Annotated in this window: 5 protein-coding genes; 3 read left to right on the forward strand and 2 right to left on the reverse strand. The window is 62.1% G+C overall.

The genetic code is table 11. The features are described from left to right. Positions 1-18: 18 nt before the first annotated feature. Together CBW65_RS03470 and CBW65_RS03475 are read right to left on the reverse strand one after the other, a co-directional pair. Positions 19-6,396, reverse strand: coding sequence for a non-ribosomal peptide synthetase (locus tag CBW65_RS03470; RefSeq protein ID WP_087455609.1), 6,378 nt, complete (start codon positions 6,394-6,396; stop codon positions 19-21). A 28-nt stretch (positions 6,397-6,424) separates the two neighbouring features. Next, positions 6,425-11,641, reverse strand: coding sequence for a non-ribosomal peptide synthetase (locus CBW65_RS03475; protein ID WP_087455610.1), 5,217 nt, complete (start codon positions 11,639-11,641; stop codon positions 6,425-6,427). Positions 11,642-12,002: 361 nt separating this feature from the next. On the opposite strand from CBW65_RS03475, the gene CBW65_RS03480 reads away from it, so the two are divergent. The 3 genes from CBW65_RS03480 to CBW65_RS03490 are packed head-to-tail and all read left to right on the forward strand — an operon-like array spanning position 12,003 to position 15,769. After that, the gene (locus CBW65_RS03480) at positions 12,003-13,373 is read left to right on the forward strand and encodes an FAD-binding oxidoreductase (RefSeq protein WP_087455611.1); all 1,371 of its coding nucleotides are present in this window, start codon (positions 12,003-12,005) and stop codon (positions 13,371-13,373) included. A 30-nt stretch (positions 13,374-13,403) separates the two neighbouring features. Beyond that, positions 13,404-14,522, forward strand: coding sequence for a 4-hydroxyphenylpyruvate dioxygenase (gene hppD, locus CBW65_RS03485; protein ID WP_087455612.1), 1,119 nt, complete (start codon positions 13,404-13,406; stop codon positions 14,520-14,522). 32 nt (positions 14,523-14,554) lie between these two features. Continuing rightward, complete coding sequence (locus CBW65_RS03490; protein WP_087455613.1) at positions 14,555-15,769, forward strand: aminotransferase-like domain-containing protein; 1,215 nt, start codon at positions 14,555-14,557, stop codon at positions 15,767-15,769. Positions 15,770-15,780 lie beyond the last annotated feature (11 nt).

Raw genomic sequence — 15,780 nt, forward strand, 5'->3', positions numbered from 1 at the left:
GCTCTTCACCTCTTTTGTTTAATCTTGTTGGGAAAGCCGTGCATCGGCTTCTTCGTCTGTCATTCCTTCCAGCTTTTCGATCAGCAGGTCTTCGATGCGGATCGCCAACTTTTCGATCGTCGGCTCTTCGAACAAGGCGCGCAGGGGCAGGTCGATCTCAAACGTGTCGCGCACGCGCGAGATCAGCTGCACGGCGAGCAGCGAATGGCCGCCGAGGTCAAAGAAAGAGTCGAACGCGCCGACCCGCTCCAGACCGAGCAGTTCCATCACAATCTCCGCCAAGGTCTCTTCGACCGGCCCTTCCGGCACGACATACTCTTCGGCCAGGTCGGGGCGCGAAGAGTCGGGCAATGGGAGCTCTTTGCGGTCGATCTTGCCGTTGGCGTTTTGCGGCAGGGCGTCGAGGATCAGCACCCAGGACGGCACCATATACTCGGGCAGCTTTTGCTTGAGGTACTGGCGCAAGTCGCTGGCAGTCGGGAGCTCTTCGTCCGATTGGAATAGCGAGACATATCCGGCGAGGCGCTTGTTGCCCGCGTCATCGGTGATCGCCGTCACCGCCGTCTCTTTGACGGCAGGGTGCTGGCCAAGCACATTTTCGATCTCGCCGAGCTCAACGCGCTGGCCGCGAATCTTCACTTGATCGTCCAGTCGGCCGAGGAAGCGGATCGCGCCGTCTGCACGGTAGCAGCCACGGTCGCCCGTCTTGTACATCTTTTCGCCCGGGCGGAACGGATTGTTGACAAAAGCTGCCTCGGTGCGTGCTTCATCGCCCAGGTAGCCTTTTGCCAGCCCGACGCCGCCCAGATAGAGGTCCCCCGCCACGCCGATCGGCACCGGCTGCAGGTGAGCGTCGAGGATGTAGACGGTGTTGTTGTCGATCGGGCGTCCGACCGCAACGATCTCGCCTGCCTCAACGTCTTCCGCCGAGCAGATGTGGATCGTGGAGTCGATCGACACTTCGGTCGCGCCCCACGTGTTGGTCAAGATACCCGGCATCGTATCGAGGAACGTGCGCACCAGCTCGGAGCGCAGCGCTTCGCCGGAGGAGACGGTGATCCGCAGGCGGTGCAGCCCGGCGCGGTCGTCGGCGTTCAGCTCGTCGAGCACGAGGTTCAGCATGCTTGGGACAAATTGGAGCAGAGAGACTTCGTATTGCACCGCCGCGTCGATGATCGAGCGCGGGTCGCGGTGCAGGGCCGGTTCGAGCACGGCGATCCGTGCGCCGGTCATCAGCGGCCAGAACACTTCGACCGCCGAGTCGTCGAACGTCATCGTCGTTTTCTGGAGCGCCGTTTCGTTCGCTTGCAGCTCATGCTGATTTTGCATCCAGCACATGCGGTTGACCCAGCCCCGGTGGTGTGACGCGACGCCCTTCGGCTTGCCGGTCGAGCCGGAGGTGTAATAGATCGAGACGAGGTCGTCCGGCGTGACACCAGACTCCGGCTTGATGCTGTCCTGGGCGGCGATCTCCGCCCAGCCGCTGTCGAGGAACACCCAGGAAGTCGCTTCCTGCGGGAGCTTCTCGCGCAAGTGTTCTTGGGCGAGGCAGACCGGTGCCGCCGCGTCGGTGATGACTTGGGCGAGGCGTGCGGCCGGCACTTCGCTGTCCAGCGGGACGAACGCGCCGCCCGCTTTCAGCACGCCGACGAGGGCGATGATCAGCTCCAGAGAGCGCTCCACGCAGACGCCGACCGGGACGTTCGGGCCGACGCCAGCCGCTTGCAGATGACGGGCGAGCTGGTTGGCGCGCGCGTCGAGCTCGGCGTAGGTCAGCGTGTCTGTGCCGAAGATCACGGCGATGTTGTCGGGCGTTTGTTGCGCCTGTGCTTCGAACAGTTCATGCAGACAGACCGTGTCCGGGAACGGGACGGCCGTGTCGTTCCAGCCGTACAACAGTTCCTCTTTTTCCGCCGCGCTGAGCAGCGGAAGTTGGGACAGCGGTGCGGTGCTGTCCACTGCGAGCGCGTTTAACAGATTCCCAAAATGCGCCGCCATGCGCTCGATGGTCGTGCGGTCAAACAGGTCGGTGTTGTATTCGAACACGGCAGACAGTGCGCCGTCTTCTTCGCTTATCAGCAAGGTCAGGTCAAATTTGGCCGTGTTGTGCGCGATCTCGAACAGCTCCATCTCCACGCCGGAGAGCTCCAAGGCGGCAAACGGCGTGTTTTGCAGGACAAACATCGTCTGAAACAGCGGAGTGTAGCCGAGATTGCGCTCGTAGTCGAGGAATTCGACCAGCTTTTCAAACGGCATGTCACCGTGCGCGTACGCTTCCACAGCGGTCTGCTTCACCCGGCCCAGCAGGTCGCGGAAGCTCGGGTCGCCGGAGAGGTCGGTGCGCATGACCAGGGTGTTCACAAAGCAGCCGATCAACGGCTCGGTCTCGCGGCGGGTGCGTCCGGCGATCGGCGAGCCGACGAGGATGTCGTCCTGGCCGGTGTAGCGGTGCAGAAGCGTTTGATAGGCGGCCAGCAAGGTCATGTACAGCGTCGCCCCTGTCGACTGGGCGAGCGCATTCAGCCCGGCGGTCGCTTCCGGCGGCACGGTCAAGCTGAGCGTTGCGCCGTTAAACGTCTGCACCGGCGGGCGCGGACGGTCGGTCTGCAGCTGCAGGACGGGCAGATCGCCGGACAGTTTGTCCTGCCAGTAGGACAGCTGTTCGGACAGCACGTCCCCTTGTAGCCAGTTCCGCTGCCACGCCGCGTAGTCGGCATATTGAATCGGAAGCGGAGCCAACTCTGACTCGCTGCCTGTCGAGAACGCTTCATAGCAGGCGGCCATCTCGCGGATCAGCACCGCGACCGACCAGCCGTCGGAGATCATGTGGTGCATCGTGAAGAGCAGGATGTGCTCGTTTTCGCCGAGCAACAGCAGTGTGGCGCGGAGCAGCGGGCCCTGTTCGATGTCGAACGGGCGGAACGCTTCTCCTTCGGCGATGCGCTGCACTTCCTCCATCTGCCCATCCTGTGCGATGTGCTGCAGGTCGCGGAAATCGATCACCAGCGGCTGCGGCTCCCGGATCTGCAACTGTGCGCGTCCACCCGCCTCGGTGAAGGTCGTGCGCAGAGCTTCGTGGCGCTCGATCAGGGCGGCGAAGCTGTGCTCCAGCGCATCCCGATTCAACACGCCGGTCATCCGCACGCCCGAGGAGATGTTGTACGCCGCCGTGTCCGGCTCCAGCTGGGTCAGGAACCAGAGGCGTTCCTGCGCGAAGGACAAGGACAGTTCGCCGTCGCGGGAGACCACTTCGATCATCGGCTGCATATCCTGCGACGCACTCTCCCCTTTCACACGTTCGATCTGCGCGGCCAGCCCGGCCAGCGTCGGGTGCTCAAACAGCGTGCGCAAGGGCAGCTCCACGCCAAACGCCGCCTGCAGGCGCGACACAGCTTGCGTCGCCAGCAGCGAATGCCCGCCGAGGTCAAAGAAGTTCGCATCTGCGCCAATTCCCCCGCGCCCAAGCACTTCTTCCCACACCGCCGCCACGCCATGCTCCGTCTCGGTGCGCAGCGGCACTTGTCCGCTATCGGTCAACGTATGCGGCGCAGGCAGTGCACGGCGGTCGACTTTGCCGCTCGGGAGCATCGGGATCTCGTCCAGATGCAGCAGCACGTGCGGCACCATGTACTCCGGCAGTTCTGCTTGCAAAAAGAGTTTCAGGTCGTCTGTCGCAACCCCTGTGTAGTAAGCGGCGAGCTTGTCTTCCATGACCGCCGCCACGGCGCTTGCCACATGCGGGTGGCGGAGCAGCGCAGCTTCCACTTCGCCCAGCTCGATCCGATAGCCGCGCACTTTGACCTGTTCGTCGGTGCGGCCGAGGTAGTCGAGGCTGCCGTCCTGCCGCCAGCGCACCACATCTCCTGTGCGGTAGGCGCGATCTGCAACGCCCTGCAGGGTCACAAAACGCTCTGCCGTCAGCTCCGGCTGGCGCAAATAGCCGCGCGCCACGCCCGCTCCGGCGATGTACAGTTCGCCCGGCGAGCCGATCGGCACGGGCTGCAGGTGCTCATCAAGCACATAGAGCCGGTGATTCGCCAGCGGTCGGCCGATCGGGACAAGTGCATTTGCTTCGATCCGCTCAGCCTGCCAGACGGTCGCTGTCACCGTCGTTTCGGTTGGGCCGTAGGAGTTGAGCAGAACGACGCGCTCACTGCCCGAGACGGCATTCCATACCTGCAGATCGCCCCGCGACGCTTTTTCCCCGCCGATGACCAGCAGGCGCAGCGCGTCGGGCAAACTCAGCCCTTGCAGTTCGCGCGACCAGTGTTTCCAATACGCGGTCGGCGTGTTAAACACGGTGATTCTTTCCCGCTCCATAAAGCGCAGGAAGTCGGCCGAAGCCAACAGCTCCTCTTCGCGCATGACCAGCGTCGCCCCGCACAGCCAGGTCGGGAACAGCTCTTCGACCGCGATATCAAACGAGATCGAGGAAAACTGCAAAGCGCGGTCGTCCGCAGTCAGCCCAAACAGTTGCACCGCCGCCTGCATGTGGTTGACCAGCGAGCGGTGCTCGATCATCACGCCTTTCGGACGGCCGGTCGAGCCGGAGGTGTAGATCACATAGGCGAGGTGATGCTCTTGTACACCGCTTGCAACGTTCTCTGCACATTCCTGTGCGGTCGCTTCACGTTCCATATCGACCGCGAACAGCTTCACGCCTTCGACGGACGGCAACTGCGGGAGAAGTGCCGACTCGGTGAGCAGGATGTTCAGCCCGGAGTCTTCGATCATCAGGCGCAAACGCTCTTGCGGGTACTGCGGGTCGAGCGGCAGGTAAGCGCTGCCCGCTTTCAAGATCGCCAACAGCCCGACCGCCATGTCCAGCGAGCGGCGCAAGGAAAGTCCGATCACCACATCCGGCCCCGCTCCCAGCTGCTGCAGACGGCGGGCCAGTTGGTTGGCGCGGGCGTTCAGCTCGGCGTAGGTCAGCGTCTCTGCCCCCGCTTGCACGGCGATCTGCTCCGGCAGACGAGCTGCTGTCGCTTCGATCAGTTCATGTGCCGTCACGCCAGTTTGGAACGCCTGCGGGGCAACACCTAACGCTGCCAGCTGCGCCAGTTCCGCGTCCGGCAGCAGGGTCAATTTTTCCAAAGGAAGCTCTGGCGCTGCCACGATGCTGGTCAAAAGCGTCGTCAGCAAGCTCCCGAGGCGCACGATCGTCGTTTCGTCGAACAACTCGGCGTTGTACTCGAACTCCGCCGTCAGCCCCTGTCCCCTTTCGGCCATCGTCAGCGTCAGGTCGTATTTGGCGATGCCAAGCTCCACCGGCTCGACCGTCACCTGCAGGCCGCCCATCTCCAGCCCTTCGAAATGCTCGCTTTGCAGATCGAACATCGTCTGGAACAACGGCGACACGCCCGGTACGCGCTCCGGCTGCAGGGCTTCGACCACTTTTTCAAACGGCGCTTCGCCATGCGCCAGCCCGTCGAGCACCGTCCGCTTCACTTGCGCGAGGAGGTCTTGGAAGCTCATGCCTGCTGTGCGATCACCGCGATAGACCACATTGTTGACGAAAAAGCCGATCAGGAGCTCGATGCCCTCTTCGTCGCGCCCTGCCGCCGGGGAGCCGACAAGCACGCTTTTCTGCCCCGTCCAGCGGAACAGCAGAGTCTGGTACGCCGCCAGCAGTGTCATGAACAGCGTCGCGCCGCCTTGTTTGGCCAGACCGCGAACGCCTTGGGACAAGTCTTCGGACAGCTCGACGCGCACCACGCCGCCCCGCGCGGATTCCTGTTCCGTGCGCGGGCGGTCGGTTGGCAATGCCAGCACGGTTTCCGCGCCGTGCAGCTTGTCCTGCCAGTATTGCAACTGCTCCTGCAAGACTTCGCCTTGCATCCAGTCCTTTTGCGACACCGCATAATCGGCATACTGCACAGGCAGTTCCTCCAGCGGCGACTCTGCGTCAGGATCGCTTGCAAACGCTGCATACAGCGCCGACAGCTCGCGGATCAGCACGCCGACCGACCAGGCATCAGACACGATATGGTGCATCGCGATCAGCAGCAGGTGCTCTTGCTCCGACCAGCTGTACAGCTCGGTGCGCAGGAGCGGGCCGTTTTGCAGGTGGAACGGGCGCTTGGCCGCTTCGCTCGCCAGCTTCCTTGCCTCATCGAACGACTCCGCTTGAACGCCCGCCAGCACGCTTTGCGGCTCGGCGGCGATCACCTGCACCAGCTCTTCGTCTTCCACCGCAAACACCGTGCGCAACACTTCATGGCGTAAGATGATCTCGTCCACGCTGCGGGCCAGCGCGGCCCGGTCGAGCCGGCCGTTCATTCGCACGGTCGCAGCCATCGTGTAGACCGCGTTCTCCTCCAGCAGCTGATCGACAAACCACAAGCGCTGCTGGGCAAACGAGGCGGGCAGCACAAACACTTCGGTCTCAGTTTTCATTCCTGTGTCTCCTCCTGTTGTCCCTGATCTAGGTGCGCGGCTGCCGGCGGGCTTCGCGGGCGACGCGCGTGGTTTTCGGCTTTTGTTTGACCGGAGCTGACTCTTTCGCCTGTTCGATCAGCACGGCCAGCTCTGCGGGCGTTGGCGCTTCAAACAGGCGGGCCAGCGGCAACTTGACGCCAAACAGAGTCTGCACGCGGGTCAAAGCCTGCGTGGCGAGCAGCGAATGGCCGCCCCGTTCAAAAAAGTGATCGTGCACGCCGACCTGCTCCACGCCCAAAAGCACTGCAAACAGCTGGCACAACTGTGCTTCCTGCTCATTGCGCGGCGCGGTGTACTCGCGTTGTTCAGCCGGGTCGTCCTGCGGCGCAGGCAGTTTCCGGCGGTCGAGCTTGCCGCTGACCGTCTGGGGCAGGGTGTCGAGCGTGACAAACGCGGACGGCACCATGTAGTCGGGCAGCTTTTGCTTCAATTCGCGGCGTATTGCGCCGATATCTCGGGCAGCGTCATCCGTGTCTTCTTCCCAGACGACATAGCCGATGATCCGCTTGCCGCCCGGCGCGTCGTCGCGCACGGTGACCGCAGCCGCGCGAACCGAGGCACAGGCGGCCAGCACCGCTTCGATCTCGCCGAGCTCGATGCGGAAACCGCGCACTTTGACCTGGTCGTCGAGGCGACCGCAGTATTCCAGCATCCCGTCGCTGCGCAGGCGGGCCAGGTCGCCCGTCTTGTACAGGCGCACTTCGGTCAGAGGCAGCTGGACAAATTTTTCTGCGGTCAGCTCCGGCCGTCCGATGTAGCCGTGGGCCAGTCCCGCGCCGCCGATATGCAGTTCGCCGATCACTCCCGGCGGCACAGGGAGACCGTTTTGGTCGAGCAGCCAGATTTCCGTGTTTGGCAGCGGCGTTCCGATCGGCACGATCCGCTCCGGTTTGTCCGACACGGTGTACAAGGTGGCGCAGACGCTCGCTTCGGTCGGGCCGTAGCCGTTGACGATGACAAGGCCCGGCAGATGGCGTTGGATCTCCTGCAGCAGCTCTCCGCGAATCGGTTCCACGCCGACCAGCAGGCGGGTCAGCTGCAGGCGACCCGGATCGTTTTTGACGAAGATTGCGAGATCGGGCAGCAAAAATGGCGGCAGATACGCGCTGGCCACCTTTTGCTCGGCGAGCATGTCCAGACAAGCCGCGCCGTCGGCACGCACCTCTTCCGGCAGCACCGTCAGCTGGCGTCCGTAGCACAGCGCACTGAACACTTCATAGACCGACACATCGAAGCCAAAAGAGGTCCAGACACTGCCCGCCGCATTGGGTGCCAGCGGTGCCCGCCGCTCCATCTCCGCCAGCAGGTTGACCGCGCCGCGATGCGGGCAGGCCACCCCTTTGGGCGTGCCGGTGGTGCCCGATGTGTAGATCAGGTAGGCGGTCTGCTCAGGCGTTACGTGCAGATCGGGATTGTGCGTCTCGGCATTTGCCGCTTCGGTCAGTTCGCGCAGCCCGGCTTCATCGAGCACAATCTGCGCACCGGCGTCTTGCGCCATAAACTGCAGACGCTCCTCCGGATGCACCGGGTCGAGCGGCAGATACGCGCCGCCCGCTTTGAGCACGCCGAGCATCCCGACGATCCACGCAGAAGAACGGGGCAGGGACAGCCCGACAGCATCGCCCCGCTCCACACCGCGTGCGATCAACCCGTGGGCGACGGCGTTGGCTCGCGCATTCAGCTCGCGGTAGGTCAGCGTCTGACCGTACAGTTCAAGCGCCTCCGCATCGGGGCGCTCCTCCGCCTGCTGTTCAAACAGCTGATGCAGACATTGCGTCGGGTACGGGGCATCCGCGTCGTCCGCTGTGATCTTGGCGTTTTCGCCGCTCATCGAGAGCAGAGGCAATCCGCCGACCGCACAGTCCGGCCGCGATGCGATGCCTGCCAGCAAGCTTTCCATACAGCTGGCCAGCCGCTGTGCCGTCTGTGGATCAAACAGGTCGGTGTTAAACTCCAGCGTCCCGGACAGCCCGTCCTCTCCTTCGACCATCGACAAGGTCAGATCGAACTGCGCCGCACGCTGCTCCATGCTGACCGACTCCAGCACGACATCGCCAAACACCAGCTCCGCGCCGTCCTGATTCAGAGCAAATCCGCTCAGGTCCCCGCCGCCTTGCAGCTCCGATTTCTGCAAGGAGAACATCACTTGGAACAGGGGGGCAGCGCTCAAGTCGCGCTTCGGGGCCAGCTTTTCCACCAGCAGCGGGAACGGATAATCGGCATGGGACAGAGCGCCGAGCACACCGGTCCGCACTTGGCGCAGCAACTGCCTGAACGATTCCTCTCCGTCTACCGCAGCACGCATCACGACCGGGTTGACGAAGTAGCCAAACACATCTTTAAATTTCGCCGCGCTGCGACCTGTCGTCGGCGTGCCGACCCAGATCTCCTCTTGCCCGGTGGAGCGGTGCAACAGCGCCTGAAAAGCAGCGAGCAGCGTCATGTACAATGTCGCGCCTTCCTGCTTGGCCAGCTCCTTCAGCCCCTTGGCGACCATAGCGGGCACCGCAAGCGAAAGCGTTGCCCCCCGATAAGTCTGCACCGGCGGGCGCGGACGGTCGGCCGGCAGATTCAGCACCGGCGGTGTGCCTTGCAGTTGCTCCTGCCAATACGTCTGGAGCATCTCGCCGCGCTTGCTTTGCAGCAACTCGTTTTGCCAGCGCACATAGTCGGCAAAAACGGCTGCGCTCTCCAGCTCTGCCTGGCCGCCGCTGTACAGTTCGCGCAGTTCGCCGATCAGCATGCCGAGCGACCACAGGTCGGCGATGATGTGGTGCATGCTGAACAGCAGCAGATGCTCCTGCTTCGACTGCCGGAACAAGCGCGCCCGGAACAGCGGCCCTTGGGCAAGATCGAACGGCTGCTGCGCCGCATCGGTGATGTCAGATGCCCGGTCCACTTTTGCAAAATCGACCCTGGCCGCCTCGACGAGCTGTGCGGTCGGCTGGCCGTCCACTTCCGGGTACACCGTCCGCAGCAGTTCGTGGCGGTCCTGTAGCTGCTGCAGGCTGTCTGCCAGACGATCCGCATCGAGCGGGCCACGCACCCGCACCAGTTTGGAGATGTGGTACGCGGTGCTCGCCGGGTCCAGCTGCTGCAGGAACCACAAGGAACGCTGACCGTACGTCATGCCGTTCCCGATCTCCCCGGCTGCCGACACGTCGCCCGCTTCGCTCATCCCCTGCACGATCTCCTCAGCCAGCTCTTCCGCCGTCGCGCCTTCCAGCAAGCGGGCCAACGTGACCGGCACACCCCAGGTTTCTTCGAGACGGTTTTTCAGCTCCACCGCCATCAGCGAGTCGAGCCCGGCCGCCGCCAGCGGCTGATCTGCCCGAAGGCTTGTTCCCGAAATGTTCGCGACTTGTGCCAATTCTGACAACATCCAGCCTGCCAATGCCCCGGACCGCTGATCGGCAGGCGCTGCCAGCACTTCTTCCCGCGTCAGCTGCGGCTGCTCCGCAAATGCCATGGCCGACACCGCCGACACCGTCCGGCTCTCGGTCAAGACGTCCAGCGTCCCGTCTATGTACCGCGCTTTGCAGGCATGGCGCTGAATCTTGCCCGACGAGGTCTTGGGGATGCTCGCCGGCTTGAGCAGCACGACCGCTTCCAATGGCAGCCCATGCTGCAGCGACACCGCCTGGCGGATCGCCGCGACGATCTCCTCATGGCCCCCTCTGCGGTAGGTGCGCTCCACTTCCTGCACGACGACCAGACGCTCCTGCCCGTCTTTTTCCACAGCAAATGCCGCCCCGTTCGAGTTGCCGACGCCGGGGTGGCAGTTTTGCACCGTAAACTCGATGTCCTGCGGGTAGTGATTGCGGCCGCTGACGATGATCAGATCTTTCATCCGCCCGGTCACAAACAGCTCCCCGCCGAGGATAAATCCAAGGTCGCCCGTCCGCAGATAGTATCCGTCCGCGTCGCCTGCCACCTGCGCCCGAAACGTCTCTTGCGTCTGCTCTTCGCGGTTCCAGTAGCCGAGCGCCACACTGCCGCCCTGCACCCAGATCTCGCCGATTTTGCCGTCCGCAAGCGGTGCCAGCGACAGCGGATCGACGATCCGCACTTTCTGCTCCGTGCGCGTCACGCGTCCGGAAGACACCAGCACCCCTGCGCCGTCTGCCGTTTCCACAGCCTGATGCTGCGCCAACAGCCCGGCATCGAAGCGCTTTTCCACCGGCGCTGCTTCTTTCCAGCCCCCGGTGACCAACAGCGTGCCTTCCGCCAACCCGTAACACGGGTAAAACGCCTCTTTGCGAAACCCGCACGAAGCAAAAACATCTGCAAATCTGCGCATCGTCTCCGCTCTGACCGGTTCAGCGCCGGTAAACGCCTGCTCCCAGCGCGACAGATCCAGCCCTTCAGCCTCCTCCGGCGCGATTTTCTGCAAGCACAGCTCATACGCAAAATTCGGCCCGCCGCTCACCGTCGCGCCCGTCTCTGTGATCGCTTGCAGCCAGCGCAGCGGCTTCGTAATAAAATCAACCGGCGCCATCAGCGTCATCGGGTAGCCGGTAAACACCGGCTGCAAGATCCCGCCGATCAAGCCCATGTCGTGATAAGGAGGCAGCCAGACCACGCCACGGCTGTCCGGGGTCGTGCCAAACGACGTTTCGATCATCTGCAGGTTGTGCAGCAGATTCCCGTGGGTCAGCATCACGCCTTTCGGTGCGGACGTCGATCCCGACGTGTATTGCAAAAAGGCGAGCGTGTCGCGGCTGCCCGTCTGCTCCCGCCAGTCACTGCCGTTCTCCGCATCAAGCCCCTCCGTGGTGATCCACTGCAGCCCGTGAAGCGCCGGAGCATCTTCCATCCGCTTGCTCATCCCGCGCCAGATCGTCTCCGTGGTCAGCGCCGCCGTCGCCTGTGCATCGGCCGCCACTTGGAGCAGGCGCGTCAAGTTGCCATTTTGCCGCGGCGGATACGCGGGAACCGGCACAGCTCCGGCATACAGCGCGCCAAAAAAGGAGATCAGGTAGTCGAGCCCTGGAGGGAACAGCAAAAGCACGCGCGCCCCCCGCTCCGTCTGCCGCTGCAGGCGGACGGCCAGCTGCCGCGCCTTGCGGTCCAGCCCAGCATAGGTCAGCTGCTGTTCCGACCCGTCTTCACCAAAAAAAGAAAAGGCGTGTCGACTTCCTTGAGTTTCCTCGCGAAAGCGCAACAGCGCCACCAGTGTTGGCCAATCATATGCAGTACTCATTCACAGACCACTCTCCCGTCTTAGAATCCGATGTCCTCTCCTATATTAGATGATTCCAAATAATACAGTCAAATTGAAAATACAGGGTGCTTATTTCTGATAATGATCATGAATAATCATGCGCCCGAAGTTTCGAGTAATTCTAACCTATATATAAGGAAAGCGGCATTCTAGTCGATATTTACTAACATTGAAATAGAAGCCCGTCTGTAATCCTGCTTAATTGCTTTACTATAACAATTGACAGAGTTCAGACACAATTTTATAATGTGAGGAAACATCATTCTTAATATTGAATCCGGCTCTTATACTTGGCAACGATTATCTTTGATCAATATTTTCACTGCGGGAGTTGTTGGATTTGACATTAGCAGAAGCGCTGCGGACGTTACTGACAGTTCCGGAGCAGGTGTCCATCAATGAGACGGTGCTCGAGCACCACAGTAAGGACGTCACTTCCTATCATCCCGGCGTGACGCCCGACGTCGTCGTTTTCCCGTCCAGCACGGAAGACGTGTGCCGCGTGATGCAATATGCGGACACGCACGCGATCCCGGTCGTGCCGTTTGGCATCGGGTCATCGGTCGAAGGGCAAGTGGTGCCGGTCAGAGGCGGCATCTCCATGGACTTCACCCAAATGAACAAAGTGCTGGAAGTGCGCCCCGAAGACTTCCTCGTGCGCGTGCAGCCGGGCGTGACCCGGCTTCAGCTCAACCAGCATTTAAAGGAATACGGTCTGTTCTTCCCGGTCGATCCGGGAGCGGACGCAACGCTTGGCGGGATGGCGGCGACCAACGCGTCGGGCACCACCGCTGTGCGGTACGGCACGATGCGCGACAACGTGCTTGGACTCACCGTCGTCACGGCGGACGGCTCGGTGATCACCACGGGCGGCCAGGCGGCCAAATCATCGGCCGGCTATAACCTGACCGGCCTGTTTGTCGGTTCTGAAGGCACGCTTGGCACCTTTACCGAGCTGACCCTGCGCGTCTATGGCATCCCCGAATACACCCTCGCCGCCCGCGCCGTGTTCCCCGATGTGGGCAGCGCCTCACAGGCAGCGATGGGCATGATGATGTGCGGCATTGCGCTCGACCGTGTTGAATTGGTCGATGAGCGCACTGTCAATGTCGTAAATAATTTCAAAGACACATCATTCACCGAAGCGCCAACGCTGTTCCTGGAATTCAGCGGGAACAAAGCGGCGGTCGACAACATCTTCCTGCTGGCCCAGGAGATTTTGACCGAAGAGGGCTGTATCGAATTGGAATTTGATGCGGATCAGGCCGCCCGGACCCGGATGTGGACGGCAAGGCATGATGCGGCGTTTGCATTTTCCGCTTCCCAGCCCGGCAAAAAGCTGATGACCACCGATGTCTGCGTGCCCTTGTCGGCACTGCCGGACGCGATCATCGAAGCGCGCCGCGCCATCGACGACAACGGGCTGGACGGTGCGATTCTCGGCCACGTCGGCGACGGCAACTACCACGCCGTCATGGTCGTCGACCCGGAAAACGCCGAAGACATGCGCCGGGCGAGCCACGTCAACGCGGAGATCGTCCGCTTTGCTTTGGAGCGCGGCGGCACCTGCACCGGCGAGCATGGCATCGGGCTTGGCAAAGCCAAATACCTGCCGGAAGAACACGGCGCAGGCGCCGTCAAGATGATGCAGCAGATCAAGCGTGTCTTCGATCCCAAAGACATTCTGAACCCTGGGAAAATTTTTCTGTGAGACCCAACCTTATTTGAGGAGGACGTACACATGAGCATCCAACAGGAGCAGGCAACCGAAACGCTGCAGGACATTCTGCCGGTCGAGGATATCGACTATGTAGAGGTCTACTCAGGCAACGCGAAACAATCCGTCTTTTATTATTGCAAGCTGTTTGGCATGAAAGTCACCGCCTACAAGGGCCTGGAGACGGGCAGCCGCAACCTCGTGTCCTACGTGGTGGAAAAAGGCGACATCCGCTTTGTGATCTCCGGCTCCTTTGCGCCGGACCACCCGATCGCCGAATTTACCAAAAAGCACGGTGATGCCGTCAAAGACATCGCCCTGCGTGTGGAAAACGTGGAAGAGACGTATCGTCTCGCCGTGGAGCGCGGCGGCATCGGGATGATCGAGCCGTATGTCGAAGAAGACGAGCATGGCTTTGTGAAAAAAGCGATGATCGGCACGTTTGGCGACACTGTGCACACCTTGATCGAACGCAGCGCTTACAACGGCGTCTTTGCGCCGGGCTTCCAGCCGGTCGAATCGGAAGAGCCGGAGATCGATACGGCGATCACCCGCTTAGACCACCTCGCGATCAACGTCGAGCAGATGGATACTTGGACCGACTACTATGAAAAAGTGTTTGGGTTCAAGCTGATCAAAGAGTTCCGCCAAGAGGACGTCTCCTCCGACTCCTCCTCCCTGATGACGAAAGCGCTGCGCAACGGCAACCACCGCATCAAGTTCCCGATCGTGGAGCCGGCGCCGGGCAAGAAGAAATCGCAGGTGCAGGAATTTATCGACTACAACCTCGGCGCCGGCGTGCAGCACGTGGCGCTTGAGACCGACAATATTTTGATGGCGGTGGAAAACCTGCAGAAAAACGGGATCCGCTTCCTGTACACGCCGGATGCGTACTACGAACTGCTTCCGAAGCGCGTCGGCGACATCGACGAGCCGATCGACGAACTGAACCGCCTGAACATCCTCGTCGACCGCGACGATGAAGGCTACCTGCTGCAGATCTTCTCGCAGCCGATGCAAGACCGCCCGACGATGTTTTTCGAGATCATCCAGCGCAAAGGCTCGAACGGCTTTGGCAACGGCAACATCCGCGCGCTGTTTGAAGCTGTCGAGCGCGAGCAGGAAAAGCGCGGCAACCTGTAAGCCGGCAAGTAACCAAGAGGAGATGAACCCGCATGACTACGACTGATACCGGAAAAACGCTCCGCCTCGCCTCCTGGGCGCAAAACACCGCCCCGTCCCCGATGCAAGACATGCTGGCGCTCACCGCTCGTCCGGGCCTGATCTCGTTTGGCCTCGGTCTGCCGAACCAAGAGCTGTTTCCGCGTGAAGCGTTTGCCGAGGCGTCTGCCGATGTGCTGCGCAACAAGCCGCACACGCTGCAGTACGGCCCGGCCGGCGTTGCCCACACGCTGAAAACGTCGATCGTCGAGCTGATGAAAGGCCGTGGCGTGACCTGCACGGAAGACGAGATCTTCCTGACCACCGGCGCGCAGCAGGCGATCAACATGCTGGCCCGCCTGCTGCTCGAACCGGGCGGCCAGGTGCTGACCGAAGAGATCACCTACCCCGGCTTCCTGCAAGTGCTGGAGCCGTTTGCTCCGGAGCTGCTCACCGTCCCGAGCTGCCCGCAGACCGGCATGGATGTCGACGCAGTCGAAGCGCTCTTGCAAGCGGGCAAGCGCCCGGCGTTCATCTACTCGATCACCGACGGGCACAACCCGCTCGGCTCCTCGATGAGCCGGGAGAAACGGGAAAAGCTGGCCCGCCTCGCCCGCGAATACGGCGTGCCGATCGTGGAAGACGACCCGTACGGCTTCCTGTCCTATGACGAAGTGTCCGTGCCGCCTTTGAAAGCGCTGGAAAGCGAGTGGGTGTTCTATGCAGGCTCCTTCTCGAAGATCCTCGCGCCGGGCGTGCGCATCGGCTGGCTGATCGTGCCGGAAGCGCTGATCCAGAAGCTGTCGGTCGTCAAAGAGTCGTATGACATCAACACGGCAAACTGGAGCCAGCATTCGGTGGCCGCCTACATGGAATCGGGCAAGCTGGCCGAGCACCTCCAGCTGCTGCGCCGCGAGTACAGCGCCCGCCGCGACACGATGCTGCGTGCGATCGAAGCGTACTTCCCGGCAGAAACCCGCGCCGAAAAGCCGTCCAACGGCATGTTCCTCTGGGTCGAGCTGCCGGACTTTGTCGACGTCCCGACGCTCCTGCGCGACGCGGTCGAACACAAGAAAGTCGCCTTCTTCCCCGGCCAGGCCTTCGATACGCCGGGCAACACGAAAGGCAAACACGGCATGCGCCTGAACTTCTCCAACGCCACCCACGAACAGATCGAACAAGGCATCAAAGGGATCGGCGAACTGATCGAAGCGCAGCGCAGCAAATAATGCGCACAAAC

The organism is Tumebacillus avium, from assembly GCF_002162355.1.
Taxonomy (GTDB): Bacteria; Bacillota; Bacilli; order Tumebacillales; family Tumebacillaceae; genus Tumebacillus_A; species Tumebacillus_A avium.

Coding starts and splice junctions, on each gene's coding strand:
- CBW65_RS03470 (WP_087455609.1), bottom strand. CDS start 6,396: ATGAAAACTGAGACCGAAGTGTTTGTGCTGCCCGCCTCGTTTGCCCAG.
- CBW65_RS03475 (WP_087455610.1), bottom strand. CDS start 11,641: ATGAGTACTGCATATGATTGGCCAACACTGGTGGCGCTGTTGCGCTTT.
- hppD (WP_087455612.1), top strand. CDS start 13,404: ATGAGCATCCAACAGGAGCAGGCAACCGAAACGCTGCAGGACATTCTG.
- CBW65_RS03490 (WP_087455613.1), top strand. CDS start 14,555: ATGACTACGACTGATACCGGAAAAACGCTCCGCCTCGCCTCCTGGGCG.